Genomic DNA, 23,917 nt, shown 5'->3' with positions numbered 1-23,917 from the left:
AGCATCGACGCGCGTAGCGACACAGCCCGCTACTACCACCGCATGTTTGGCCGCGCCTAGTGTTTGCGCACGTCGATGCAGTTGGGCGGATTCTTGACGATGCGCGTGGTCGTGCTGGGATTGTGCACCGCGATGGTGCTGTTGGTCAGGGTTGCCGACGCGCAGATGCCGTTGCCGGCCACAAGGCCGCCGGACGGTGCCACACTGTTCAAGCAGCAATGCGCGGTGTGTCACACCTTGAGCCTGTCGGAGCCGATGCGGCAAGGCCCCCCTTTGGTCAAGGTCCTGGGCCGTCCCGCCGGCAAGGTCGAGGGCTTCCATTATTCGGACGGCCTCGCCAAGGCTGATTTCACCTGGGACGAGACCCGGCTCGATGCGTGGCTGGCCAATCCGCAAGCCGTCATTCCCGGCGTGGTGATGGTCTACCGGCAGGCCAAGCCCGAGACGCGCGCCGCCATCATCGCCTTTCTCAAGGAGCAGAACTGAATGGCAAAGCCGATCCATTCCATGATCCGCGTGCGCGACGAGGCGCGCTCACTCGACTTCTACAGGCGCGCCTTCGGCCTGGAGGTCGCCGACCACCTGAAATTCGCGGATTTCGCCCTGATCTATCTGCGTCACCCCTCCTCACCTTTCGAGGTGGAGCTGACGGTGAATTTCGATCGCAAGGAGCCGTACGTGCTCGGCGATGGCTACGGCCATCTCGCCGTGGTGGTCGAGGATCTCGATGCCGAGCATGCTCGCTTCGAGCGCGAGAGCCTCGCACCGGGGCCGCTGCGCGACTTCAAGCACGGCGGCAAGACGCTGGCGCGCTTCTTCTTCGTCAGCGATCCCGATGGCTACAAGATAGAGGTGATCCAGCGAGGCGGACGCTTCGGCTGATCAAATCACAAGAACCAAATCACAAAAATCCACGGAGGAATGCCATGAGAGAAATCGATCGTCGAAGCAAGCAAAGCCGCCGCGTCTTTCTCAAGGGCGCGGCGACCGCTGTGCCGGTCGTCGCTGTCGCGACCAGTATCGCCACCAGCATCGGGGATGCCTGGGCCGATGATGCCACCACGCTCTCGCCCGCGACGATGAAGACGCTGCTGAAGGTCGCGCGCGACATCTATCCGCACGATGTGCTCGGCGACAGCTATTACATCACCGCAATCAAGCCCTGGGACGGCAAGGCGGCGAAGGATCCCGCCGTCAAATCGCTGATCAGCGACGGCATTGCGCGGCTCGATCAGAACGCGCGCGACCGCCACAAGGTGCCTTATGTCGAAGTGCCCTGGGAGGCCGACCGCGTGGTGCTGCTGAAGGAGATCGAGCAGAGCGACTTCTTCCAGAAGGTGCGCGGCGATCTCGTCGTCTCGCTCTACAACCAGAAGGAGGTCTGGCCGCGCTTCGGCTACGAGGGCTCCTCCGCCGAGCACGGCGGCTACATCAATCGTGGCTTCGCCGACATCGATTGGCTGCCGAAGGCTTAACGCACCCAACGGTTCAGGAGAACGCATATGGCCAAATTCGATCTGAACGACTCCAGCGTTGTGGTGATCGTCGGTTCCGGAGCCGGCGGCGGCACGCTGGGCAACGAGCTCGCGCAAAAGGGCGTCAAGGTTGTCATCCTGGAAGCAGGTCCGCGCATCGAGAACCAGGATTTCGTCAACGACGAGTGGGAGAGCTTTTCCCAGCTCGCCTGGTCGGACGCGCGCACCACGTCGGGGACGTGGCGCGTCGCCAAGGACTTTCCCAATCTTCCTGCCTGGATCGTCAAGGCGGTCGGCGGCTCCACGGTGCATTGGGCCGGCGCCTCGCTGCGCTTCGATGAGCACGAGTTCAGGGTCAAGAGCACCTACGGCAACATTCCTAGCGCGAACCTCCTGGACTGGCCGATCACGCTTGCCGAGATGGAGCCATGGTACGCCAAGGCCGAGAACAAGATGGGCGTGACCCGCACCAACGGCATTCCCGGACTTCCCGGCAACAATAACTTCAAGGTGCTGGAGGCCGGCGCAAAGAAGCTCGGCTACAAGACCGTGCACACCGGCAACATGGCGATCAACAGCCAACCGCGCGACGGACGCGGCTCCTGCCAGCAGATCGGCTTCTGCTTCCAGGGCTGCAAGTCCGGCGCGAAATGGTCGACGCTCTACACCGAGATCCCCAAGGGCGAGGCGACCGGCAATCTCGAAGTGCGGCCGAGCAGCATGGCGGTCAAGATCGAGCATGATTCCAGCGGTAAGGTGACCGGCGTCGTCTACGCTGACGAGAGCGGCGCCATGCAGCGCCAGAAGGCGCGCATCGTCGCAGTCGCCGGCAATTCGATCGAGAGCCCGCGGCTGCTGCTCAACAGTGCCTCGACCATGTTCCCGGACGGTCTCGCCAATTCATCGGGACAGGTCGGCCGCAACTACATGCGCCATATGACCGGCAGTGTCTATGCCGTGTTCGAGAAGTCGGTGCACATGTATCGCGGCACCACCATGGCCGGCATCATCCGCGATGAAGCGGCCAACAACCCGAAACGCGGCTTCGTCGGCGGCTACGAGATGGAGACGCTGTCGATCGGCCTGCCCTTCATGGCGGCGTTCCTCAATCCCGGCGCCTGGGGACGTTCGTTCACGTCAGCGCTCGACGGTTATCCCAGGATGGCCGGCATGTGGCTGGTCGGCGAGGACATGCCGCAGGAGACCAACCGCATCACGCTCGACCCTGTCGTCAAGGACAAGTTCGGCCAGCCGGTCGCGAGCGTGCATTTCGACGATCATCCCAACGACGTCGCGATGCGCGCGCATGCCTACAAGCAGGGCGCTGCGGTCTACGACGCCGTCGGCGCCACCGTGACCTATCCGACGCCGCCCTATCCAAGCACGCACAATCTCGGCACCAACAGGATGAGCGAGAAGCCGCGCGACGGCGTCGTCAACAAGTTCGGGCAGAGCCACGATATCAAGAACTTGTTCGTCTCCGACGGCAGCCAGTTCACCAGCGGCGCGGCCTGCAATCCGACGCTGACCATCGTCGCGCTGGCGATCCGGCAGGCGGATTACATTGCCGGGGCGATGCAGAAGAAGGAAATTTGAGGCCTGATAGACGAACCGCTCTCCTCCGTCATTGCGAGCGAAGCGAAGCAATCCAGCGGAAAGATTCTGGATTGCTTCGTCGCAATTGCTCCTCGCAATGACGATGTGGAGGGAGAAGCCCGGATGGAGCGCAGCAATCCGGGACCACCGCCGCTGGTGGCACGAATCCCGGATTGCGCTGCGCTCCATCCGGGATACGCGCCTTTGTTGGGATAGCTATTCGGCCGCGTCGAGGATGGGCGCAACGGTTGCCTTGAAATCCTGGACTGGTGTGATGCTCCGGGAGCGGTAGATCAGGCAGGAGCACCGCAGCAGCGATGCGAAATTATTGACCTCGCCGTGATGGTCGAGCACCTCGTTGTAGAGCGTGGTCAGGAACTTGCCGAGGCTCATGCCCTCCTTGGCTGCGATCTCCTCCAGAGTGTCCCAGAACGCCATCTCCAGCCGAATCGACGTGCAGTGCCCACCGATTCTAAGCGAGCGGGTCTGGGATTCGTAGTCGCGTTGAGGCTGGTGCGCGAAGAGATGGCACATGGCGTCCTCCCGTCCTGTTGCCATTTTTTCACGATGCTACACCGCGGCCCGGCACCCCACAATCACGACAGTAGCCCGCAAGTGGCTTCATCCGGACTGCGCGATTTTCTCGAACGCCCAATGTCTTCAATGTGATAGGCATCCCTCTTCCCCAGGCCGCCACGCGGCTGTTGCCCAACGCATGCTTTTGACGCAACACGGCCTAGAATGGCGCCGACAGCGAATCCAAGTCAGAGCCCAAGTCAGAGCCCCAAGTCAGAGCCCCCAAGTCAGAGCCCCCAAGTCAGAGCCCCCAAGTCAGATTCCATGCCCGTCCGCCAATTGCCAGAACAGCTCGTCAACCGTATCGCCGCCGGCGAGGTGGTGGAGCGTCCGGCGAGCGTGGTGAAGGAACTCGTCGAGAATGCCATCGATGCCGGCGCGAGCCGGATCGACGTCTTCACCGATGGCGGCGGGCGGCGGCGGATCGGCATCACCGACGATGGCAGCGGCATGACCGCGAAGGACCTCGCACTCGCCGTGGAGCGCCACGCGACGTCCAAGCTCGATGACGAGGACTTGCTGCAGATTCGCACCCTCGGCTTCCGTGGCGAGGCCCTGCCTTCGATCGGCTCGGTGGCGCGGCTGTCGATCACGACACGCCATGCCACCGAGCCGCATGCCTGGGCGCTGTCGGTCGAGGGCGGCGAGAAGTCCGAGATCATGCCGGCGGCGCTGGCGCATGGCACCCGCGTCGAGGTTGGCGACCTCTTCTATGCAACACCGGCACGGCTGAAATTCTTGAAGACCGACCGCACCGAGGCGGAAGCGATCCGCGAGGTGGTGCGGCGCCTTGCCATGGCGCGGCCCGACATCGCCTTCACGCTCGCGGGCGAGGAGCGCGCGCCGGTGGCCTGGGCGGCCGCCCTGCCCGGCGCCGCCGGGCGGCTGACGCGGCTCGGCGATATTCTCGGCGCTGAATTCCGCAGCCACGCCATCGAGGTCCATGCCGAGCGCGAGGGCATCGTGGTTGCCGGCTATGCCGCGGCTCCCGCGCTGACCAAGGCCAACGCGCTCGGCCAATATCTCTTCGTCAACGGCCGACCGGTGCGCGACAAGCTGATCCTGGGCGCCGTGCGCGCCGCCTATTCCGACTATCTGCCGCGCGACCGCCATCCGGTGCTGGCGCTGTTCGTCACGCTCGATCCGCGCGAGGTCGACGCCAACGTGCATCCGGCCAAGACCGAGGTGCGTTTCCGCAACGCCGGCCTCGTCCGCGCGCTGATCGTGCACGGGCTGAAGGAAGCACTCGCGCGCGAGGGCCGCCGCACCGCCGCCAACAGCGGCGAGAGCGCGCTGTCCTCATTCCGGCCCGCGTTCACGCCGCCGCGCCCGGCGAGTTGGGACTGGCGGACCTCGCCATCCGCCCCGGTCGCGCCGATGCCTTTCGAAGGCTCGGCTGCGCCGGCTTTCGCGGAGCGCGCGCAGGCGGCGTTCGATGTCGGTGCACCCAGCGCGGACGTGCGGATCGAGGCGCAGCCGGTGGCCGACCTCGTCGACCGCCCGCTCGGCGCGGCGCGCACCCAGATCCACGAGACCTACATCGTCTCGCAGACCCGGGACGGCCTGATCATCGTCGACCAGCACGCTGCGCATGAGCGCATCGTCTACGAACGGCTCAAGGCTTCGCTCGCCGCAAACGGCGTGCAGCGGCAGATCCTGTTGATCCCCGAGATCGTCGAGATGGACGAGGCGACTGTCGAGCGCCTGCTCGAACGCAGCGAGGAGCTGGCCTCGTTCGGCCTTGCCATCGAATCCTTCGGCCCCGGCGCGGTTGCGGTCCGCGAGACGCCGTCGCTGCTCGGCAAGACCAATGCCGTCGGGCTGCTTCGCGATCTCTCCGAGCACATGGCCGAATGGGACGAGGCTCTTCCTCTCGAACGCCGCCTGATGCACGTCGCCGCCACCATGGCCTGCCACGGCTCGGTGCGCGCCGGCCGCAGGCTGCGGCCCGAGGAGATGAATGCCCTGCTTCGCGAGATGGAGGAGACGCCGAACTCCGGCCAGTGCAATCACGGCCGCCCGACTTATGTCGAGCTGAAGCTGAGCGACGTGGAGAAGCTGTTCGGACGGAGGTGAGTTAAGCGTCTCGCTTCAAAAACACGAACTCCGTATCGTCGTACGCGCGCCGCTCCAATTCCTCAAAACCCTCCGGCGTCACGAATTGCGCGGCCTTGGCCTCCTCCACCACGAGCAACGCGCCCGGGGTGAGCCAGCCGCCGTCGCGCAAGGACGCAAGCGCCTTCTCCGCAAAGCCCTTGCCATAGGGCGGATCGAGGAACACCAGCGAGAACGGCTCGACGGGATGCGCGGGCCCGAGATCGGTCGCGTCGCGACGATAGACTTTGGTGACGCCGCCAAGGCCCAGCGACTCGACATTGTTACGCAACAGCGCGCGCGCCTCGGCGCCATTGTCGACGAACAGCGTGAACTTGGCACCGCGCGAGGCCGCCTCGATGCCGAGCGCGCCGGTGCCGGCGAAGAGATCGAGCACGCGCGCATCCGCAATCGGATCGTCATAGGCGTGCACGAGGATGTTGAACACGGATTCTCGCAGCCGATCCGCCGTGGGACGGATGTCGCGCGAAGACGGTGAGGCGAGATTGCGCCCCTTCAGGCGACCGCCGACCACGCGCATGCTATTCATCCCGCGGCGTCAGGTCGCGCTTGCCGTGATAGCCGCGCTTGGGACGGCGCGGCGGGCCATAGCCGCTCGCTTCCATCTCGTTGCGCTCGCGCGCCTCCTCGCTGCCGGTGCGCTGCACCAGCACGCGGCGGCCCTTGCGGTCGCTGATGACCGCGCGCTTGCTGGCGGGCTTGTTCTCGCGAGGCGCATCGCCGCCGCCCGCAGAGGATTTTTGCGGTACGTCGAACTGCGCGCCCGACTTCTCGATCACCTTCTCGCCGAGCTGCTCGCGCAGCACGCGCGAGCGGATCTCCTCGACCTGGCCTTCCGGAATCTCCCCGAGCTGGAACGGGCCATAGGAGACGCGGATCAGCCGGTTCACCTCGAGGCCGAGATGGGCGCAGACATTGCGCACCTCGCGGTTCTTGCCTTCGCGGATCGCGAACACCAGCCAGACATTGGCGCCCTGGTCGCGTTCAAGCGTCGCCTCGATCGGACCGTATTTGACGCCCTCGACCTCGATGCCGTTCTTGAGCGCGTCGAGCTGCGCCTGGGTGACGTCGCCATGGGCGCGGACACGGTAGCGGCGCAGCCAGCCGGTGTCCGGCAGCTCGAGCGTGCGCGCGAGGCCGCCGTCATTTGTGAGCAGGAGCAGGCCTTCGGTGTTGAAGTCGAGCCGGCCGACGCTGATCAGCCGCGGCAGGCCTTCGGGCAGATTGTCGAATACGGTCGGGCGCCCCTCGGGGTCGTCATGCGTCGTCATCAACCCGCGCGGCTTGTGGTAGAGGAACAACCGCGTGCGCTCGCGCTCCGGCAACGGCTTGCCGTCGACCATGACGACGTCGTTCCGGGTGACGTCGAGCGCCGGCGAGTTGATCACCCTTCCGTTGACGGTGACGCGGCCCTGCGTGACCATTTCCTCGGCGTCGCGGCGCGAGGCAAGGCCCGCGCGCGCCAATACCTTGGCGATGCGCTCGCCGGCCTTCTTCGGCTTCGGCGCGTCATCGCGGCGTGGCCGGCCCTCGAAATCACGATCGCGCTCGCGATAGGCGCCGCGGCCGCCGAAGGCCGGGCGCTTCTCGAAAATCCTGCTGTCGTCCTCATTGTCGCGGCGCGGACGATCGCGGAAACGGCCCTCGCTGCGCGGATGCTCCTGCCAGTCCATGCGGCCTTCCGGCCGCTTCTCGCGCGAGCGATTGAAGCGCGGACGATCGTCACCGGACCGCTCCTCGCGCGGGCGCGAGAAACGCGGGCGATCATCACCCTCTTCCCGGCGCCGGGAGAAACGCGGACGCTCATCGCCATGGCTACCTTCACGCCGATCGTCGCGCTGACGCCAGGGCTTCTCGTCGCTGCGATCGCGGCCGCCGAAATCCTTGTCGAAGGACTTGCGCGGACGGTCACCACCCGGGCCCGCCTCGCGCTTCTGCCACGGCTTGGAATCGTCCCGCTCGCGCGGACGATCGCCAAAGCTGCGCTTGCGGTCGCCGCCCTCGAAGTCGCGCTTGCGATCTCCCGGGTCGCCCTTGCGATCCCGGAAGTCGCGGCCGCGGCCAAAATCCTTGCGCGGCCGATCCGAACCGCCACGCGAGAACTTGCGATCCTCGACACGCCGCTCGCTTCGCTCGCCACGTGGCGCGCGCTCGTCACGGTCGAAATTCGGACGATCGCCGCGCGGCTTGAACGGCCGGTCGCCACGCGGCTTGAAGCTGCGCTCCTCGCCGCCGCGGTCCTCGCGCTTGAAGCGGGGACGATCACTGAACTCGCGACGCGGGGCATCGCCCTCATCGCGACGACGGAACGGGCGGCTGTCGCGGTCGCCGCGGGACGGGCGGCTGTCGCGAGCGCCCTTGCCTTCGAACCCGCGCTTGGCGAATTTCTTCTCGGGGCCGCGCGGCTTGCCGCTGCGGCCTTTGGCCGGGCCTCGCCGGCCGCGGGAATCGTTGTCTTTGTCGCTGTCGCGAGGCATGAATGATCTCACTTAGGGGGTCGCGCGAGGAGCATTGCGCGCGCTCGTTCGGAGCCGCATGCTCAGGCAAAACCGGTATCCACTCTTGCTGAAGGCGGAGCTAGTAGCAGGTTTCTGGCGATGATACGAGGCATGAAAGCCCCTTCTTTCATGGATTTGGCGCTTCTGGCGGCCGAAAATGCCGGAAAATCGGGCGAAGTTCCGATCGGATGCGTGGTGGTCCGCAAGTCCGAGGTCGTCGCCACCGCAGCCAACCGGACGCTGACCGACCACGACCCCACCGCCCATGCCGAGATCATCGCGCTGCGCGAGGCAGCGAGCAAGATCGGGAGCGAGCGCCTCGTCGACTGCGACCTCTACGTGACGCTGGAGCCCTGCACCATGTGTGCGGGCGCGATCTCCTTTGCAAGGGTCCGCCGGCTCTATTACGGCGCCGCCGATCCCAAGGGCGGCGCGGTGGAGTCGGGCGTGCGGTTCTTTGCCTCGCCGACCTGCCACCACGCGCCGGACGTCTACTCCGGCGTCGGCGAGAGCGAGGCGGCGCGGCTGCTCAAGGAGTTTTTCCGGGAGCGAAGGTAAGGGGTCTCTCCCCGCCATTGCGAGCCACCGGGTCCGTGCGAAGCGCGGCCCGATGACAGGCTCAGCGAAGCAAATCCAGGGTCTTTCCGCGGAGACGGACTGGATTGCTTCGTCGCAAGGGCTCCTCGCAATGACGGTGTGGCTCAAGCCGAGAAAAACTCGCGCAACGCCTTCGCGGTGACGTCCGGGTTCTCCTCGGTGAGGAAGTGCCCCGAGTCCACCGGCATGCCGTCCACGTTGGTCGCCCATTGCTTCCACGTCTCCAGCGGCGTGGCGGCGGCTTGCGCGACGCCGGCATTGCCCCACAGCGTCAGCATCGGGACCGTGATCTTCTTGCCGGAATCGAAATCGGCCTTGTCGAGGTCGTAGTCGAAATAGGCGCCGGCGCGGTAGTCCTCGCACATCGCGTGCACCCGGGCGGGATCACGGAACGGGGCGATGTAGTGTTCGAGCGCGCGCGGGTCGATCGCGTCCAGCGTCTTCGACTTGGTCTGGCTCGCCATCTTGAAGCGCAGGAAGAACTCGCCATTGCCAGAGATCAGCGTCTCCGGCAGCGGATAGGGCTGGGCCAGGAAGGTCCAGTGATAGATCTTCAAGGCATAGGCGCGGTTCATCCGCTCCCAGTAATTATAGGTCGGCAGGATATCGAGCACGGCGAGCTTCGAGAGCCGGCCGGGATGGTCGAGCGCAAGGCGATAGGAGACGCGGCCGCCGCGGTCGTGGCCGGCGAGCGCGAAGTGCACGTGACCGAGACGCTCCATCGCCTCGACCATGGCTTTCGCCATCGCGCGCTTGCTGTACGGGATGTGCAGCGCATCGCTTTCGGGCATGTCGGACCAGCCGTAGCCCGGCAGATCGGCGATGATCAGCGTGAAATTGTCGGCAAGCTCCGGTGCCACGCGGTGCCACATCACATGCGTTTCGGAGAAGCCGTGCAGGAGCAGGAGGGGCGGCCCGCTGCCGCCGACGCGGGCGAAGATGCGGCCGAAGGAGGTGTCGATCCATTCGGCGGCAAAGCCCGGATAGAGGTCGGCGAGATCGGACATCTTCTTGCATCCTTATCTGGTCAGTCGCGGAGCCGGCCCGACAAACAAAAATGTCGAAAACGACCCCATGCACAGTAGCGGTATTATATGCGGGGCTGCTAACCCCAACAGGCAATTGGATATTTCTGGCGTGTCGATGTGGCGGCGCGGTGGCGAAAATGTCGAGATTCCGGATCGGCGCGTTCGGCACGCCGTCCGGAATGACACCTCAAGTCTTGGCCTTCTCAAGTCTTGGCCTTCTCCGCATCGACCGCCTGCCAGCCGATGTCGCGGCGGCAGAAGCCTTCCGGCCAGTCGATGCGGTCGACGGCCTGGTAGGCGCGGGCCTGCGCTTCCGTCACGGTCGCACCGAGCGCGCAGACATTGAGCACGCGGCCGCCATTGGCGAGGATCGCGCCGTCCTTGGCAACCGTGCCGGCGTGGAAGATCTCGACGCTCTCGACCTTGGCGGCCTCCTCCAGCCCCTGGATGCGCGTGCCCTTCTGGTAGTCGCCGGGATAGCCCTTGGCGGCCATCACCACCGTGAGCGCGGATTCCGGATACCAGCGCAGATCGAAATGCTTCAACTCGCCGTCGCAGGCGGCGAGCAGCGCCGGCACGATGTCGCTCATCATGCGCAGCATCAAGACCTGGCACTCGGGATCGCCGAAGCGGACGTTGAACTCGAACAGTTTCGGGCCCTGCGTCGTCAGCATGATCCCGGCATAGAGCACGCCGCGGAACGGCGTGCCGCGCTGCTTCATGCCTGATACCGTCGGCAGGATGATCTTGGCCATGATCGCGTCGTGGATCCCTGGCGTCACCAGCGGCGTCGGCGAATAGGCGCCCATGCCGCCGGTGTTGGGGCCGACGTCATGGTCGAACACGCGCTTGTGGTCCTGGGCAGAGGCCAGCGGGATGGCAGTCTCGCCGTCGCAGAGCGCGAAGAAGCTGATCTCGCGGCCCGGCAGAAACTCCTCGATCACGACCTCGGTGCCGGCCTCGCCAAAGGCGCCCTCGAACATCATGGCGATGGCATCCTCGGCCTCGCGCAAGGTCTTGGCGACGACGACGCCCTTGCCGGCGGCAAGGCCGTCGGCCTTGATCACGATCGGCGCGCCCTGGCTCTGCACATAGGCGCGCGCGTCCTGTGCGTTGGTGAATCGCTCATAGGCACCGGTCGGAATGCCGAACTCGGTGCAAAGCGCCTTGGTAAAGCCCTTGGAGCTCTCGAGCTGCGCCGCCGCCTTGCTCGGGCCGAACGCCTTGATGCCGGCCGCAGTGAGATCGTCGACGATGCCGGCCGCCAGCGGCGTCTCCGGCCCGACCACGACGAGTTCGACCGCGTTCTTCTTGCAGAAGTCGATCACGGCGGCATGGTCGGCGACATCGAGCGCCACGCATTCCGCCTCGCGCGCGATGCCGGCATTGCCGGGCGCGCACCAGAATTTGGTCACCAGGGGAGAGGCCGCGATCTTCCACGCCAGAGCATGTTCGCGGCCGCCGGAACCGAGCAGGAGAATGTGCATCGAAGGCTCAGAAATGAGGGGTTTTGCTGGGGGCGGAGGTCGCACGAATCGGGGCGGGTGTGAAGGGGGGAGGCGCTCCGGATTCGATCTCCGCTTTCGGCTGAGTAACGGACATTGCTGAAAGCTCGACGCCGTAACGAACGTTAGGTCAATTTTGTACAAGTCGAGCGCGCTTTATGATTGCGCTTTCAGGAGCACTCATCGATAGATAGTCGGGAAGAATGCAAGAGGTCTTGCCGGGCTCTTAAGAGGGACGGAATGTAGGAATGCCGACAGCCACTGGAGACGGGATTATCTTCGGACCCGATGATGACGGGGTCTCCTATATTTCCCTGTATTATCATCGAGGTCTTCCCACAGCTCAAAAGAGCACGTGGCTGGATGACGTACCTCCACCCGAAGAATATGGCATCTTCTGCGGCTGCTTTGCTCCCTTATGGAGGGATAAGGGCAATTCGCTCAACGATGTACGACTGGCGTCATTGCTGTTTGGGGAAAGGTGCGAAGCTTGAAGTTGCGCTGCACACACGTTGCGGCAACTGGTATGCGGACTTGAAGGAGGACGACTGATGGCTCTGAGTGAACGAATGAAGATCCTGCAAGACGCAATGTCCGAATACAGCGACATGACGGTTAAGAGCTTCCGGACCATCGAAGCGCTTGGAGATGCAATCGTGCAGCACTTGCCAATCTATCTAGGTGAAGGGTCTGAAGCACGGGGCGTGCCGCCTGAAGGCGAGTTTCAAGAGGAGGCGGGCGACTACCGAGGTGCAAAGTTCAGTACCCACGTCAAAGGGACCTTGACGTTAGCTCCTATCCAGATGGGTGTTGCAGTGGGCATTCCGCGTACAAGCGGTAACGGTAAGTTCTGGCCGCGCGTGGTGCTAGAATTTGAGATGATAGGCGATGCCATAACAATCAGAATTGGCGATAGCCCGCGAGCGCTGCGAGGCATTCCCCTCGATTTCGGCGAACAGGACGTCGAACGGGTCTGTGAGGAGATTCACGAGTACATAAGAGCGGTATTGGAGAGCCCCGTCAAAGTCGCAACTGCGGTGACCAAAGGGAAACTTGGTTTCATCTAGTCGCACGCGCGGGAGAACGGCACTCATGGAAGTCACCTTCGGTGGCAGCGAATTGACGGACCAATGACTCCCGACTTCGATGCGATGAACGAAATTGACGTGCGAGAAATCATCGTGGAATTACGGTGACAGTGCACACAATACATAAGGCTTGGATGCTCGATAGCAGTCGATCATTGAGAGCATTGTCACTGCAATTCCGAAATCCCTCAGGGGAAACGGTCCGAACTCTCCACATTCAATTCGCCCGTCGTTCCGGGGCTCGCGCCCAAGGGGCGCGCCCCGGAATGACGAGAGGAAACGCCACGGAATAGCGAGGCTGGCTAAACCTGCTTCCCCGCAATGATCTCCTGCGACGTCGCCACATGCCGCGCGAACGCCCCGCGCCCCGCCGCCGTGGCTGCCACCGTGGTCTGCGGCTTCTTGCCGACGAACGCCTCCTCCACGGACGCATAGCCCGCCTTCGCTAGCGTCTCTATATGCGCGCCGAAATTGCCGTCGGTGGCGCCGGTGAGCTTTTTCAGGCGCGCGAACTCCAAACCGGCCGACACGAGCAGTGCGTTCAGCGCCGCCATGATCTTGAGCCGCAGCGGCTGGTGGATGATGTCGTCGAGCTCGGCCATCAGACGCCGCATCCAGAGGCCGCCGAGGACCAGGTCGCCGCCGTTGACGAAGGCCATCCAGAGCGGGAAGGCGTCGCCGATGTACAAGAACCCAATCAGGGTCAGCGCGGCGATGCCGAGGCCGATTGCCAGGAAGGCAGCCTAGCGAAACCCATCACACGTGTTCCTCGAAGCATCCGTAAAGCTAATCGACCGGGCGCCACCCGCGGTTTGTCGTCACTTGCACGGATGACAGCCGCGATGACGGAGCAGGAATAGGAAAGCAATGGGTTTCTCATGAGCTCAACTCATCCTACGAGCTACACGTTCCGGGCCAACCCCGTCACCCAGCAATTTGAGATGTGCCGGCCGGAGGTTGACAAACCTCGAGCCTATCACTTCATTTGCTGAGCCGGAAACCACCTAGGAGCCTCGATGGCATCCATCTACGCTCTCTATTCCTGCCGCGACGGGCGGGTACGATACGTCGGGATGACGACCGGCACCATCGATCGCCGTTTTGTGCAGCACCGGCGGGGTCCTTATGACGGGATAGGTGTCGTGCGAGGCTGGATGCGTGACGAGTGGAATGACGCCTTTCCGGTTCGGACCGCATTGCTCGAATGGTGCGACATAAGTCAGGTCAGCGATCGTGAAACATACTGGATTAATCTCTTCGACAATCTCCTGAATACGCGGAAGTATTATCGCCCTCAGCAGGCTCCGCAATGCCGTGCGCGGACTCCCAGGATTGCCGTCATTGCAGAATACATGCGCAACCACACCTTCAACTTTGAAGGCAGACAGGGCATCCATTATCGGCATAGCCTTGATATGTATTTTGTGCTCGTTCCCGACAGGGATGAGGGGCTTCGCCCATTGATCGGCGATGAGCTTCCTGGAGGAAGCAGGCCGATGTGGTTTTCCGACCTTGCCCGCGCCATTGATGCGCGCGACAGGTATCGTGGCCTCTTCCCAAAGATGCAGTGGCCGCGTGACAAGGTGATTTGATCAGCCCGTAGGATGGGTTGAGCCCTTGCGAAAGCCATCACACGTGTTGCCCGAAGCGCCTGTAAAGTTAAATGATCGGGCGCCATCCGCGCTTCGGATGACAGCGGCCATAACTGAGAGCCTGAAGAGGAAAGCGATGGTTTCGCAAGGGCTCAACCCATCCTACGAACCGTTATTCCGGGGCGCGCGCAGCGCGAACCCGGAATCCATTGAGCGGCAGCGTCGGCGGTGGAATGGATTCCGGGTTCGTGCCCAAGAGGGCGCGCCCCGGAAGACGGCGGAGCCTAACCCTGCTTCCCCGCAATAATCTCCTGCAACGTCGCCACATGCCGCGCGAACGCGCCGCGGCCGGCGGCGGTGGCGGTCACCGTGGTCTGCGGCTTCTTGCCTACAAACGCCTTGTCCACCTGGACATAGCCGGCCTTGGCCAGGGTCTCGATATGCGCACCGAGATTGCCGTCGGTGGCGCCGGTGAGCTTCTTCAGGCGGGCGAATTCCAGCCCGACCCCTGCAGGCAGGGCGTTCAGCGCCGCCATGATCTTCAGGCGCAGCGGCTGATGGATGATGTCGTCGAGCTCGGCCAATGCTAGCTCCGCCGCATCCAGAGGCCGCCGAGGGTCAGCCCGCCACCGTTGACGACTGCCATCCACAGCAACAGCGATATGCCCGGGATGTAGAAATAACCAATCAGCGTCAGTGCAATGATGGTGGCGCCGATCACGAGGAAAGCGTAGCCGAACCACACCCCCGCCATCATGTAGAACAGCATGATGTAGATCGGCCAGAACGCCGTCTGTTGGCGCGGGGTGAAATGGCCGAAATAGCAGACGAAGATGCCGAAGGCGACGATCAGCAGAAATGTCAAGAGATAGCGGATGTCGAACACGCGAATGCGGTTTCGGGACCGGTGATAGGCGCCGATGGCAAGGAAGCCGACGATCGAAACCGTGTAGATGCTGATCCAGAAATAGAGTCCATAGCGCGGCCAGAGCCAGCCTGCGATGTTGCCGACGAACGCCAGCACGCCCCACATCAACAAAGCCAGGCTCGAAACTTGATAGATCAGCGACTGGCGCACGCGGCGAACGGTGTCGTCGATATCCGCCATCGCGTCCGCGGCTTGCTTGCTGTCGATCATGACGGCGCTCCAGCCTGCCCGGCCAATCCGGTGGATGGCGCCGCCACATCTGATGGAGGCCGGTACTTGCGGATCACGAGATGGGCGATCGTCATCGTCGCGACCGACACGATCAGTGCGGTCAAGCCGCACTGGTTCCGCATCGTCAGCGGCAACAGCCGCAACGCCGTGTTGATTGCCGCGGCCGACATCAGCGCTACATAGGACCAGGCGATGAAGTGGTAGTGGATGGATCTCCAGTTCGACGGCCTCGGCATGCGCAACAGCGGGACGACCGCCAGCACGATGCAGGCGAAATTCACGATCGCGGCGACATGGAAGACGTTGAAATGCCCCGTGAACCGGTGGATCAGCAAGGTCGTGCCGTCAGAGACCAGCATGGCATAGACGTAGAAGTAACCGCGCGCACGGTGGCCGGCACCGCGCTTGGGACGCAGGAACTGGATGAGCCCGACGGTACTGCAGAGCAGCGCCAGCACCAGATGGATCGTACCTGCGAGGGTCAAATGCGCCATCATGGTCAGCTCCCCGCTGCACCGCGCGTCGCCACGTCCTCGGCGATCGCGGAGACGGCTTTCGGATTGGTGACGATGCCCATGTGGTTGATGCCGTCGATGATCTTGACGTCGACCGACGGCTTCACCGCTCGCACGACTTCCGCATATTTGTCCGAGATCATCATCTCGTCCTCGGCGGCGCCGAAGATCGTGACTGGACGTGTCGTCGCCGGAAGATCGATGCGATAGCCGCGCGTCCCGAAGTTGCGCATCAGGCGGTCCGAATAGGTGGAGACGAGGTACTTTGCCGAGCTCGGCGGCACGGCCAAGGCGAGCACCGGCAGCTGCGAACAGCAGTCGATGCCGAGCCTGCGCAATGCCGTCAGGCCGAGGAAGCGCGGGAGATCGATGTTGGCCCAGCCGCCGGCCTTCGGCCTGTTGGTCGGCGCGTCATAGCCGAGATAGGGCGCGAGCAGCACGGTGCGGACGAACATGTCCTGCATGATCGGTGTCGCGGCGACGCGCAGCGAGAAGCCGGCGCCGGCGGAATGGCCGATCAGGGTCAGCGGCAGATCGGGCGCGCTCTTGCGGACATGAGCGACGAAATCGATCAGGTCATCCTCGAGCTGGCCGACATAGAAGATGTCGCCGCGCGTGCCGGAGCCGCCATGGCCGCGGATGTCCAGCGCCCAGGTCTCCACCCCGTGCGCGGCGATCGCATGGGTCAGCGCGTGATTGACGGTGCCGCTGGAGCCGGAAGAGCCATGGATGAAGATCGCGCCGCGGCCTGTCTCCGGGCCGGTCGGCGCATAATGGCGATAGCCGATCCAGGTGCCGTCACGGGCCTGAAAGCGCTCGAGCGGCGGCAGTGTGGACCAGTCGATGCCCTTGGCGGAATCCGAGACCGATCGCATCTCGGGCGGCCGCTCCAGCGGCATTGCGATCATGGCGCCCAGAATCAACGCCACACCGCCGATTGCACACAGGACCCATTTCAGGCCGTTCAGAACGCCGCGCAGGAGCCGGATCGCCATGCCATCGCCCTCAAACCCATTAATCAACAGAGAACTCTATAGTACAGAGTACTCTTTCGATCAACCCGGGGATTGGCGCCGCGCGGCGAAAATCCTTAACGTCGGGTCTGACCCCAAAATGCCGAATCGTTTTTGAGATGCCGCCTGCGGAACAACTGCTCAACGCGCCCGAATTCACCGTCTCCGAGTTGTCCCTGTCCCTGAAGCGGACGGTCGAGGACGCCTTCGGCCATGTCCGCGTCCGCGGCGAGATCTCCGGCTTTCGCGGGCCGCATTCCTCCGGCCATTGCTATTTCGCGCTCAAGGACGAGAGCGCCAAGATCGAGGCGGTGATCTGGAAGGGCGTGCACGGCCGCATGCGCTTCAAGCCGCAGGAAGGCCTCGAGGTCATCGCCACCGGCAAGTTGACCACTTACCCCGGCTCCTCAAAGTACCAGATCGTGATCGAGGCGCTGGAGCCGGCCGGGATCGGCGCGCTGATGGCGCTGATGGAGGAGCGGAAGAAGAAGCTCGCCGCCGAAGGCCTGTTCGACGAGGCGCGCAAGCAGCTCTTGCCCTGGCTGCCGGAGGTGATTGGCGTCGTGACCTCGCCGACCGGTGCCGTCATTCGCGACATCCTGCACCGGCTGGAGGATCGCTTTCCCCGCCGCGTGCTGGTGTGGCCGGTCAAGGTGCAGGGCGACGGCTCGGCCGAGCAGGTCGCGGCGGCGATCCGCGGCTTCAACGCGATCCCTGAGGGCGGCAAGATTCCCCGTCCCGACGTGCTCATCGTCGCGCGCGGCGGCGGCTCGCTGGAGGATCTCTGGTCGTTCAACGAGGAGATCGTGGTCCGCGCAGCCAGCGACAGCATGATCCCGCTGATCTCGGCGGTGGGGCATGAGACCGACATCACGCTGATCGATTTCGTCGCCGACAAGCGCGCCCCGACGCCGACGGCGGCGGCGGAGATGGCGGTGCCGGTGCGCAGCGACCTGTTCGTCGAGGTCGCCGATCTCGCGCGGCGCACCCGTGCCTGCTGGCAGCGCGGCCACGAGAATCGCCGTAACGAGCTGCGCGCCGCCGCGCGCGCGCTGCCGGCGGCCGGCGATCTCCTGGCGATCCCGCGGCAACGGCTGGATGCGGCGGGCGCCTCCCTGCCCCGCTGCCTCAAGGCCAACACGCACGCGCATTTCCGCAGATTCACCGCCGCAAGTTCAAAACTGACGCTGCGGGTGCTGCACGGCCAGATCGCGCAGGCCGATCACCGCCTCACCGTGTGCGGCGAGCGGCTCGGCCTGTCCGCACGCTCGCTGCTGCGGCAGCGGCGCGATCGCTTTGCCGGGTTGGAGGTGCGCCTGCGTGCCTCAAGACTTTCGAATGCGCAGGCGCAGCGCAACGCGATTGCGCGCCAGCGCGAGCGCACGCATCGACTGGCCGAGCGCGCGGGCCGCGCGCTCGTCACGCTGCTGCACCGGCTCGATGCCCGTGTCGAGAACAGCGGCAAGCTGCTCTCCGCGCTGTCCTATCGCAGCGTGCTCGCGCGTGGCTTTGCGCTGGTGCGCGATGAGGCCGGCCATCCCCTGCATGCGGCCGAGTCGATCGGTCCCGGCGCACGCGTCGAGATCGAGTTCGCGGATGGCCGCGTCGGCGCAACGGCGGATACGGATCGCCCGCCCCCCGCGGTAAAGCGCGCGCCATCGCAGGCAAAGCCGGCCACGCAGGACACAAAGCCGGCACCGAAGCGGGTGGTCAAGCCGGTGGATCAGGGCAGCTTGTTCTGAGGCGCGAGGAGCGAGCGCTCCGCCCTCGGCGTCATTCCCCGCCTTGTGCGCAATTGCGCACTGGAGCGGGGAATCCAGTACGCCGCAGCTTCTCTGTGAATCACTGACGTCTCGGCGTACTGGATCGCGCGGTCCCGGCTCCGCCAAGGCTTCGGCGGACAAGTCGCTGCACTCGCAATGACGAGGTGGAACCAGCCTAGCTCTACCGGCAGGACAATCCCGCGTCGATCGTGGTCCAGAAGCCGCAATGTTCCGGCGCAAGCTGTGGGGCGCCGGCATGGGCCTCGAACAGGAGGATCACGACGGTGAAGACGATCAGCGCGGAGGCGAAGAGCGTGATGCGGTTGCGCATGTGAAATGCGTTTAATCGACATCATGGTCGAATGATGGCGCCGCCACAGGCTGAAACCGCATCAAGGCGCGATCCGTAGATTCCAGGTCGGCCATTTTCCGTGCACGGCGGTGGTCGATGCGGGGCTGTCCGCCTGATGTTGTTCCCGGATGGCCCCGCTTCCGCCTTCGCTCTACGAGCTACGGCGCGGCAAGTCCGCTCATCCGGTTACCGCGCCAGCCATTGCGCGACGTCCTTCTGCGAGGCCGCGCGCGCCTCGGCGTCCGTGCCGAAATGGCCGTGCTCGGGCGCGGCAGCGTCGCTGTCGGCAGCACCGTGCAGAGGTATGTTGGCGCGGTCGAAATCATGGTCGGCGCCGGGATAGACCACGATGCGCGCGAGCGCGCTGCGGCCGCGCGCGCCGTCCACCATCTGCCGGCAGGCCGGCGGCGACGACACGTCGTCATCGGCGCCGATCAGCACCAGCGTCGGCACCCGCGTGCTCCACCCCAAACCCGCCGAGATCCGGCAATCCGGATAGAACGCGATCGCGGCGCGGAAATCCGGACCGAGATCGCGCCCCGCGCTCTGCGGGCGCACGGCCCAGAGCAGCGCGCTCGCCCCATTTGCCCAGCCGATCAGGCTGACGCGGTCGCGCGCCACCCAGGCCTGCTTCATCAGCCAGGCGCGCGAGGCCGCGATATCGGCGACACGCTCGCGCCGCGCCTTGACATGCATCTCCTTGACGCGGCATTGCGGCCCGAGCTCGCGCGAGCCGTAGCTGTCGGGCAGCAGCACGGCATTGCCGGCCTCGAGCAGGCGCTCGGCCCAATCGCGATAGCGCGGCAGCACGGGATCGGAATGGCCACCCAGGCCACCGCAGCCATGCAGCGCGATCACGGTCGGAAACGGGCCCGCGCCCTCGGGCTTGTAGAGCTGCGCATGAAGGACCCCGGACGCGAGCGGGATGTCGACCGGCTGCGGCGCGGGCGAGGCGGGCGCGGCCGATATCAGCAGCGTCATGAACAGGGCGGTCAGTCGAAGGCGCATCGGACTCTGCCGCAGGAGGTGCCGGAACCAGCGACCCTTCAGTTCAAGCATTATCACGCGGAAACGGCGGCAAAACATCACAAACCGGTGGGTTTAACGGGCGGACAAGCCACCCCATCTATGCTACATCTCATCCAACACATCGTGCCCTCCAAGGTCTTCCATGGAGAGGCGTTCCGTGGAGACTTTCGACCGTGCTGAACAAGTTCGGCCCCTCGGGCCATGGCGAAGCGCAGGTGCAGTATCTCGACGGCGATTTCCGCGTGATCTCGCCGGGGACCTTCGTGCGCTGCGCGATCACCGACACGCGAATCCCGCTCGACGAGCTGAAGTACTGGAGCGTGGATTTGCAGGAGGCCTACGCCACGCCCGCCGCGGTGCTGCAGCGGCACTTTCCCGGAGCACTGAAGCCGCAGCCGTGAGGCCGCGCCCGCGCGCCTATTGTTGTTCAGCGCCATCCGTGCCGACGCAGGTCTTGATGAAGGCCTTCCTGGGCTCGCCGACGACCTTCTGATCAATCGCCTGCTTCAGGCAATCCACCCGCGCCTGCGCCATGCAGAGCTGGAGTTGGTCGCGCTTGTCCTGTCCTTTCAGGTTTGCCGTCGTGGCGAGACACGTCACGCGCTTGGTCGCGGGAACCGGCACGGTGGTGGGAGCAGCGGACGGCGTTTGTGCCAGCGCGGGCGCGATGATCAGACACACAAGGCTGGCGGCGGCCGCGGTCGGCAGTTTCATCGAATTCTCCTGATCGTCCGAAGTGGATAGGAGTCTCGTGATGAATGTGGCCTGAATGTCAGGCATGTCGCGGCGAAGGGTGTGCCACCGTCCACTTCGAGGTGGGTCTCTCTCGTGCGCGAAACCGGCCCTTCGCACAAACCCCCGAGAATCAACCGATGTCTAAAATTGTCGCTGTCCGATTGGGCTACGTTTAATCCGTTGGCCTCACAGTTCTCGGGAAAAAGTGGCAATGTGCGGGGAAGCAGATGGCGCGCCGGAGACTTTGCAGCCGCTCGGCTAATGCACCATGGAGCCGGTCATGTGGCTCCGTTCGTGAGCACGAACAGAGGGCCAGCCTGGTTCAACAATTCGTCCGCGACCAGTCGGGCAGCTATGTCGTCATTTCGGCGCTGCTTATGCCGGTCCTGGTCGGCACCGCAGGTCTCGGGACTGAAGTGGGATGGTGGTACTACAAACATAAGAACATGCAGAGCGCGGCCGATTCCGGCGCCGTCAGCGCTGCAACAGCGGCGGCTTCCGGCGCTGACCCCTTGTCCGAAGCGAAGGCAGTTGCGGCAAACTACGGTTACGCAGACGCGGCGAACAACGTCACGGTTACGTTGAATCAGCCGCCGAAAACAGGCAGTCATACGTCAGATCTGCAGGCAATCGAAGTCATCGTGAGTCAGCCGCAACAACGGCTGCTCTCGTCCTTGTTCGGCTCGGGTCCTGTCCTCATCACCGCGCGCGCGGTCGCCCTGCCCAACTCGGGGACAGGGTGCGTCCTTGCGCTCAACTCGAGCGCCAGCCCCGCGGTCAACGTGAGCGGCGGCAACCAGCTCAACCTGATCAAGTGCAACCTCTACAGCAACTCAGGCGCAAGCCCATCGCTCAATGTTGCAGGCAGTGCGTCGGTCTCCGCAAATCAGGTCGGAGTCGTTGGCGACGTCTCCGGCGCCAGCAGCATCACCGCGACCAATGGCGTCAAGACGCACATCATGCCGGTCGCCGACCCCTATGCGAATGTTTCTCCCCCTCTAGAGCCGAGCTGCACGAACGCCAAGATCACGGTCAACGCCAACGGAAAAACCAATTCCCTCGCTCCCGGCTGTTACACAGGCAGCATTACGGTCAATGCCGGCGCAACCCTGAATCTTAGTCCGGGCATTTATTATCTCGACGGGGCCAGCCTGAGCGTCGCGGGAAACGCCACGATCACGGGCAGCGGCGTGACCCTGGTTTTTACGGGTTCGGGAAGCGATTGGGGGACCGCTTCAATCGGCAGCAATGCGATCATCGATTTGACGGCCCCAACCAGCGGCGCGACGAAAGGCATCGTCATGTACGGTGACCGCAATATGCCGGCCGGGACCTCCTTCAATCTGACGGGCGGCGGCACCCAGAACTTCGGCGGCGCCATCTACCTGCCAAAGGCCAACCTCAGCTTCAGCGGCGGCAACGGCACGAGCACGTCCTGCACCAAGATCATCGCCGATACGCTGACGTTTACCGGCACGTCGAACCTTCAGGTCAATTGTTCCTCGCTCGGCACCGCGACGATAGGGTCGCAAACCGCGCAACTCGTCGAATGAGATTGGGTCCGATGCAAATCCAGAGGTCCGTATCCGCGAGCCGTGATCGCCTGCTCAACGCTCTCAGGGGGCACTTGCGCGCTGCCGCCGCCGACAGGCGCGGCGTCGCGGCCGTCGAATTCGGCATCATGATCCCGTTGCTGTCGTTGATGGTCGTTTCGCTGACCGACATTGGACTCGCGCTCTATCGCAAGATGCAGGTTGAAGAGGCCGCACAGGCGGGGGCGCAGTATGCGATCGTGCGCGGCTACGATGCGAGCGGCATCTCCGATGCCGTGACAAACGCCACCAATTCCACAGCCATTACCGCTTCACCTGCGCCGACCCAATTCTGCGGATGTCCAACGAGTGCGGGAATTAGCGCCGTCAGTTGCGGGACGGTCTGCACCGGTGGCGCGCAGGCCGGAACATATACGACAGTCTCGGCGCGCGCGACGTACTATACGCTCATCAACTATCAGATCGTGGCGACGACATACTCCTTTAGCGCCCAGTCCACCGCGAGGCTACAGTGAAACTCACAGCGCTATGGCACGACGATCGGGGCGCGTCGGCGCTGGAATTTGCCCTGACCGCTCCCGCGTTCTTCCTGTTCATCTTTGGGATCATCGAATTCGGATTGTTGTTCTGGACTCAGCTCGGGCTTCAGCACGGGGCCGAAATGGCGGCGCGCTGCGCAACGGTCAACAGCACGCTGTGCCCGAGCGGCAGCGCGATCACCAACTACGCGGCCCAGCAGGCGTTCGGCCTCACGCTTCCGGCGGGGACATTCACCTATTCCGCGCTGACATGCGGCAACCAGGTCAGCGCGAGCTACGCATTCGAGTTTCCGCAGATCCTCAATCTCTCGCCGGTGACTCTGACCGCTCAGGCGTGCTTTCCGAGCTGAACTCGCAGCGATTTGCCGCTCCGCGTTGCATCGAGCAGTGCGTGCACTCCTTGGTGAGTCATTTCGCGCTGTGGTTGGATTCTTTGTTGCGGTTCGGCGCCCTTAAGTTGTTTGACGAAGTCTTGGTGAAACAAAGGGCTGCTACAATGCACGTTAGGTAATTGGCCCTGTTCTTTTTATCGCACGGACGATCAAGTCAACCAAACAGCCATCGAGCTTTGGAATTGGCGCGGTCTGTGAACGGGCTCATAACGAAGAGCCATCCGACGGGCTACGATCACCTCGAAAATTTGCGGTGGAATTTCTGTAATTCGAAAATCAATCGATGGGGGTGATCATGCCCGCCATTTTCGACCTGCTCTATCGTGAATATTGCCGGGCCCGTCTCGCTGAAATGCGCAATCAGCTTCTGATCGCAGCTGAACGCTCTGAGACTCTCGAAGCGGATCATCATCCTGCAAAGCGGGATGACGATGAGAGAACGGATGCACACCGCGAGGCTGGTCACAGCATGCCGAATTGAAGCGGCCCAAGACCGGCGATCACTCCCGCGCAGCAATGACCAAGCGATTGGCAACAGTTTGGGAGGCAGCAATAATGAATACACCCGAGTCCTATACCGTCATCGTGGCCTGCGTCTCGTGCCTCACCATTATCGGAATGATGGCAGTCGGGGCGTGGTGACCATGCCGCCTCGCCGCACTGCAGACGTGGCTCTGACTTTCACATGAGCACAGCCGCCACGTCGCCCGACTGCGGCGGCTGCGCTTCGGATCCGGATCTCAGCCTCCCGGCGGGGTATACGAAGAACGCAGCTTCGCCGCGTTCTGGCATGTTCT

At 64.0% G+C, this 23,917-nt stretch carries 27 protein-coding genes; 14 read left to right on the top strand and 13 right to left on the bottom strand.

Features of this window, described 5'->3' with window-relative positions; genetic code table 11:
* Positions 1 to 99: 99 nt before the first annotated feature.
* From P6U27_RS05360 to P6U27_RS05345, 4 genes are read left to right on the top strand one after another with little or no spacing between them, the layout of a single operon-like run.
* Complete coding sequence (locus P6U27_RS05360) at positions 100 to 486, top strand: cytochrome c family protein (RefSeq protein ID WP_164936755.1); 387 nt, start codon at positions 100 to 102, stop codon at positions 484 to 486.
* Positions 487 to 882 (top strand): VOC family protein, encoded by a 396-nt coding sequence (locus P6U27_RS05355; RefSeq protein WP_122400971.1) that lies wholly within the window; start codon positions 487 to 489, stop codon positions 880 to 882. It begins immediately after the preceding gene.
* Positions 883 to 926: 44 nt separating this feature from the next.
* The gene (locus P6U27_RS05350; RefSeq protein ID WP_122400970.1) at positions 927 to 1,475 is read left to right on the top strand and encodes a gluconate 2-dehydrogenase subunit 3 family protein; all 549 of its coding nucleotides are present in this window, start codon (positions 927 to 929) and stop codon (positions 1,473 to 1,475) included.
* A gap of 27 nt (positions 1,476 to 1,502) precedes the next feature.
* Positions 1,503 to 3,071: a GMC family oxidoreductase gene (locus P6U27_RS05345; RefSeq protein ID WP_209295927.1), complete on the top strand. Its 1,569-nt coding sequence runs from the start codon at positions 1,503 to 1,505 to the stop codon at positions 3,069 to 3,071.
* Positions 3,072 to 3,287: 216 nt separating this feature from the next.
* On the opposite strand, the gene P6U27_RS05340 is transcribed toward P6U27_RS05345, so the two are convergent.
* Positions 3,288 to 3,605: a ribbon-helix-helix domain-containing protein gene (locus P6U27_RS05340; RefSeq protein WP_129142580.1), complete on the bottom strand. Its 318-nt coding sequence runs from the start codon at positions 3,603 to 3,605 to the stop codon at positions 3,288 to 3,290.
* Between the two features lie 306 nt (positions 3,606 to 3,911).
* Here P6U27_RS05340 and mutL point away from each other — a divergent pair, with 306 nt between their 5' ends.
* The gene (gene mutL / locus P6U27_RS05335; RefSeq protein ID WP_129142581.1) at positions 3,912 to 5,723 is read left to right on the top strand and encodes a DNA mismatch repair endonuclease MutL; all 1,812 of its coding nucleotides are present in this window, start codon (positions 3,912 to 3,914) and stop codon (positions 5,721 to 5,723) included.
* A 1-nt stretch (position 5,724) separates the two neighbouring features.
* Here mutL and rsmD read toward each other — a convergent pair whose 3' ends face one another.
* On the bottom strand, positions 5,725 to 6,282 hold the full coding sequence (rsmD, locus tag P6U27_RS05330) for a 16S rRNA (guanine(966)-N(2))-methyltransferase RsmD (RefSeq protein WP_122400966.1): 558 nt from the start codon (positions 6,280 to 6,282) through the stop codon (positions 5,725 to 5,727).
* A 1-nt stretch (position 6,283) separates the two neighbouring features.
* Positions 6,284 to 8,239: a pseudouridine synthase gene (locus tag P6U27_RS05325; RefSeq protein WP_209295926.1), complete on the bottom strand. Its 1,956-nt coding sequence runs from the start codon at positions 8,237 to 8,239 to the stop codon at positions 6,284 to 6,286.
* 120 nt (positions 8,240 to 8,359) lie between these two features.
* On the opposite strand from P6U27_RS05325, the gene P6U27_RS05320 reads away from it, so the two are divergent.
* Complete coding sequence (locus tag P6U27_RS05320; RefSeq protein ID WP_129142583.1) at positions 8,360 to 8,818, top strand: nucleoside deaminase; 459 nt, start codon at positions 8,360 to 8,362, stop codon at positions 8,816 to 8,818.
* A 143-nt stretch (positions 8,819 to 8,961) separates the two neighbouring features.
* Here P6U27_RS05320 and P6U27_RS05315 read toward each other — a convergent pair whose 3' ends face one another.
* Both P6U27_RS05315 and purD read right to left on the bottom strand, forming a co-directional pair.
* Positions 8,962 to 9,864, bottom strand: a complete 903-nt coding sequence (locus P6U27_RS05315) for an alpha/beta fold hydrolase (RefSeq protein ID WP_129142584.1) — start codon at positions 9,862 to 9,864, stop codon at positions 8,962 to 8,964.
* Positions 9,865 to 10,088: 224 nt separating this feature from the next.
* Complete coding sequence (gene purD, locus P6U27_RS05310; RefSeq protein ID WP_129142585.1) at positions 10,089 to 11,372, bottom strand: phosphoribosylamine--glycine ligase; 1,284 nt, start codon at positions 11,370 to 11,372, stop codon at positions 10,089 to 10,091.
* Positions 11,373 to 11,941: 569 nt separating this feature from the next.
* Between purD and P6U27_RS05305 the strand changes: the two genes are divergently transcribed.
* The gene (locus tag P6U27_RS05305; protein ID WP_129142586.1) at positions 11,942 to 12,457 is read left to right on the top strand and encodes a hypothetical protein; all 516 of its coding nucleotides are present in this window, start codon (positions 11,942 to 11,944) and stop codon (positions 12,455 to 12,457) included.
* A gap of 323 nt (positions 12,458 to 12,780) precedes the next feature.
* Here P6U27_RS05305 and P6U27_RS05300 read toward each other — a convergent pair whose 3' ends face one another.
* Complete coding sequence (locus P6U27_RS05300) at positions 12,781 to 13,080, bottom strand: transcriptional regulator (RefSeq protein WP_209295941.1); 300 nt, start codon at positions 13,078 to 13,080, stop codon at positions 12,781 to 12,783.
* Positions 13,081 to 13,494: 414 nt separating this feature from the next.
* On the opposite strand from P6U27_RS05300, the gene P6U27_RS05295 reads away from it, so the two are divergent.
* Entirely contained in the window at positions 13,495 to 14,070 is a 576-nt protein-coding gene (locus P6U27_RS05295; protein WP_129142587.1) for a hypothetical protein, read from the top strand.
* A gap of 284 nt (positions 14,071 to 14,354) precedes the next feature.
* Here P6U27_RS05295 and P6U27_RS05290 read toward each other — a convergent pair whose 3' ends face one another.
* From P6U27_RS05290 to P6U27_RS05275, 4 genes are read right to left on the bottom strand one after another with little or no spacing between them, the layout of a single operon-like run.
* A complete protein-coding gene (locus P6U27_RS05290; protein WP_129142588.1) occupies positions 14,355 to 14,654 on the bottom strand; it encodes a transcriptional regulator in 300 nt (99 codons plus the stop codon).
* Positions 14,655 to 14,656: 2 nt separating this feature from the next.
* The gene (locus tag P6U27_RS05285) at positions 14,657 to 15,208 is read right to left on the bottom strand and encodes a hypothetical protein (protein ID WP_129142589.1); all 552 of its coding nucleotides are present in this window, start codon (positions 15,206 to 15,208) and stop codon (positions 14,657 to 14,659) included.
* A complete protein-coding gene (locus tag P6U27_RS05280; RefSeq protein ID WP_129142590.1) occupies positions 15,205 to 15,726 on the bottom strand; it encodes a DUF2306 domain-containing protein in 522 nt (173 codons plus the stop codon). Before P6U27_RS05280 ends, P6U27_RS05285 begins: the two co-directional genes overlap by 4 nt.
* Before the next feature lie 2 nt (positions 15,727 to 15,728).
* On the bottom strand, positions 15,729 to 16,739 hold the full coding sequence (locus P6U27_RS05275; RefSeq protein ID WP_164936757.1) for an alpha/beta hydrolase: 1,011 nt from the start codon (positions 16,737 to 16,739) through the stop codon (positions 15,729 to 15,731).
* A 137-nt stretch (positions 16,740 to 16,876) separates the two neighbouring features.
* On the opposite strand from P6U27_RS05275, the gene xseA reads away from it, so the two are divergent.
* Positions 16,877 to 18,499, top strand: a complete 1,623-nt coding sequence (gene xseA / locus P6U27_RS05270; protein ID WP_129142591.1) for an exodeoxyribonuclease VII large subunit — start codon at positions 16,877 to 16,879, stop codon at positions 18,497 to 18,499.
* Between the two features lie 202 nt (positions 18,500 to 18,701).
* On the opposite strand, the gene P6U27_RS05265 is transcribed toward xseA, so the two are convergent.
* Both P6U27_RS05265 and P6U27_RS05260 read right to left on the bottom strand, forming a co-directional pair.
* Complete coding sequence (locus P6U27_RS05265) at positions 18,702 to 18,851, bottom strand: hypothetical protein (RefSeq protein ID WP_122400957.1); 150 nt, start codon at positions 18,849 to 18,851, stop codon at positions 18,702 to 18,704.
* 207 nt (positions 18,852 to 19,058) lie between these two features.
* Positions 19,059 to 19,880, bottom strand: a complete 822-nt coding sequence (locus tag P6U27_RS05260) for a dienelactone hydrolase family protein (RefSeq protein ID WP_162500117.1) — start codon at positions 19,878 to 19,880, stop codon at positions 19,059 to 19,061.
* Between the two features lie 194 nt (positions 19,881 to 20,074).
* Between P6U27_RS05260 and P6U27_RS05255 the strand changes: the two genes are divergently transcribed.
* Entirely contained in the window at positions 20,075 to 20,302 is a 228-nt protein-coding gene (locus P6U27_RS05255; protein ID WP_014491939.1) for a DUF2093 domain-containing protein, read from the top strand.
* Between the two features lie 16 nt (positions 20,303 to 20,318).
* Here P6U27_RS05255 and P6U27_RS05250 read toward each other — a convergent pair whose 3' ends face one another.
* Positions 20,319 to 20,615: a hypothetical protein gene (locus P6U27_RS05250; protein WP_122400955.1), complete on the bottom strand. Its 297-nt coding sequence runs from the start codon at positions 20,613 to 20,615 to the stop codon at positions 20,319 to 20,321.
* A gap of 398 nt (positions 20,616 to 21,013) precedes the next feature.
* On the opposite strand from P6U27_RS05250, the gene P6U27_RS05245 reads away from it, so the two are divergent.
* The 4 genes from P6U27_RS05245 to P6U27_RS05230 all read left to right on the top strand — a co-directional run bounded on the left by P6U27_RS05245 (position 21,014) and on the right by P6U27_RS05230 (position 23,601).
* Entirely contained in the window at positions 21,014 to 22,189 is a 1,176-nt protein-coding gene (locus P6U27_RS05245) for a pilus assembly protein TadG-related protein (protein WP_209294674.1), read from the top strand.
* 74 nt (positions 22,190 to 22,263) lie between these two features.
* Positions 22,264 to 22,704: a TadE/TadG family type IV pilus assembly protein gene (locus P6U27_RS05240; RefSeq protein ID WP_407120273.1), complete on the top strand. Its 441-nt coding sequence runs from the start codon at positions 22,264 to 22,266 to the stop codon at positions 22,702 to 22,704.
* Positions 22,701 to 23,078, top strand: a complete 378-nt coding sequence (locus tag P6U27_RS05235) for a TadE/TadG family type IV pilus assembly protein (RefSeq protein ID WP_244607860.1) — start codon at positions 22,701 to 22,703, stop codon at positions 23,076 to 23,078. Before P6U27_RS05240 ends, P6U27_RS05235 begins: the two co-directional genes overlap by 4 nt.
* Before the next feature lie 337 nt (positions 23,079 to 23,415).
* On the top strand, positions 23,416 to 23,601 hold the full coding sequence (locus P6U27_RS05230; protein WP_244607859.1) for a hypothetical protein: 186 nt from the start codon (positions 23,416 to 23,418) through the stop codon (positions 23,599 to 23,601).
* The last annotated feature ends 316 nt before the right edge of the window (positions 23,602 to 23,917 follow it).

Source organism: Bradyrhizobium sp. STM 3566, assembly GCF_045571445.1.
Lineage (GTDB): Bacteria > Pseudomonadota > Alphaproteobacteria > Rhizobiales > Xanthobacteraceae > Bradyrhizobium > Bradyrhizobium vignae.
Note: the sequence above shows the minus strand (reverse complement) of the source record. Positions and strands in the feature narration are given on the sequence as shown.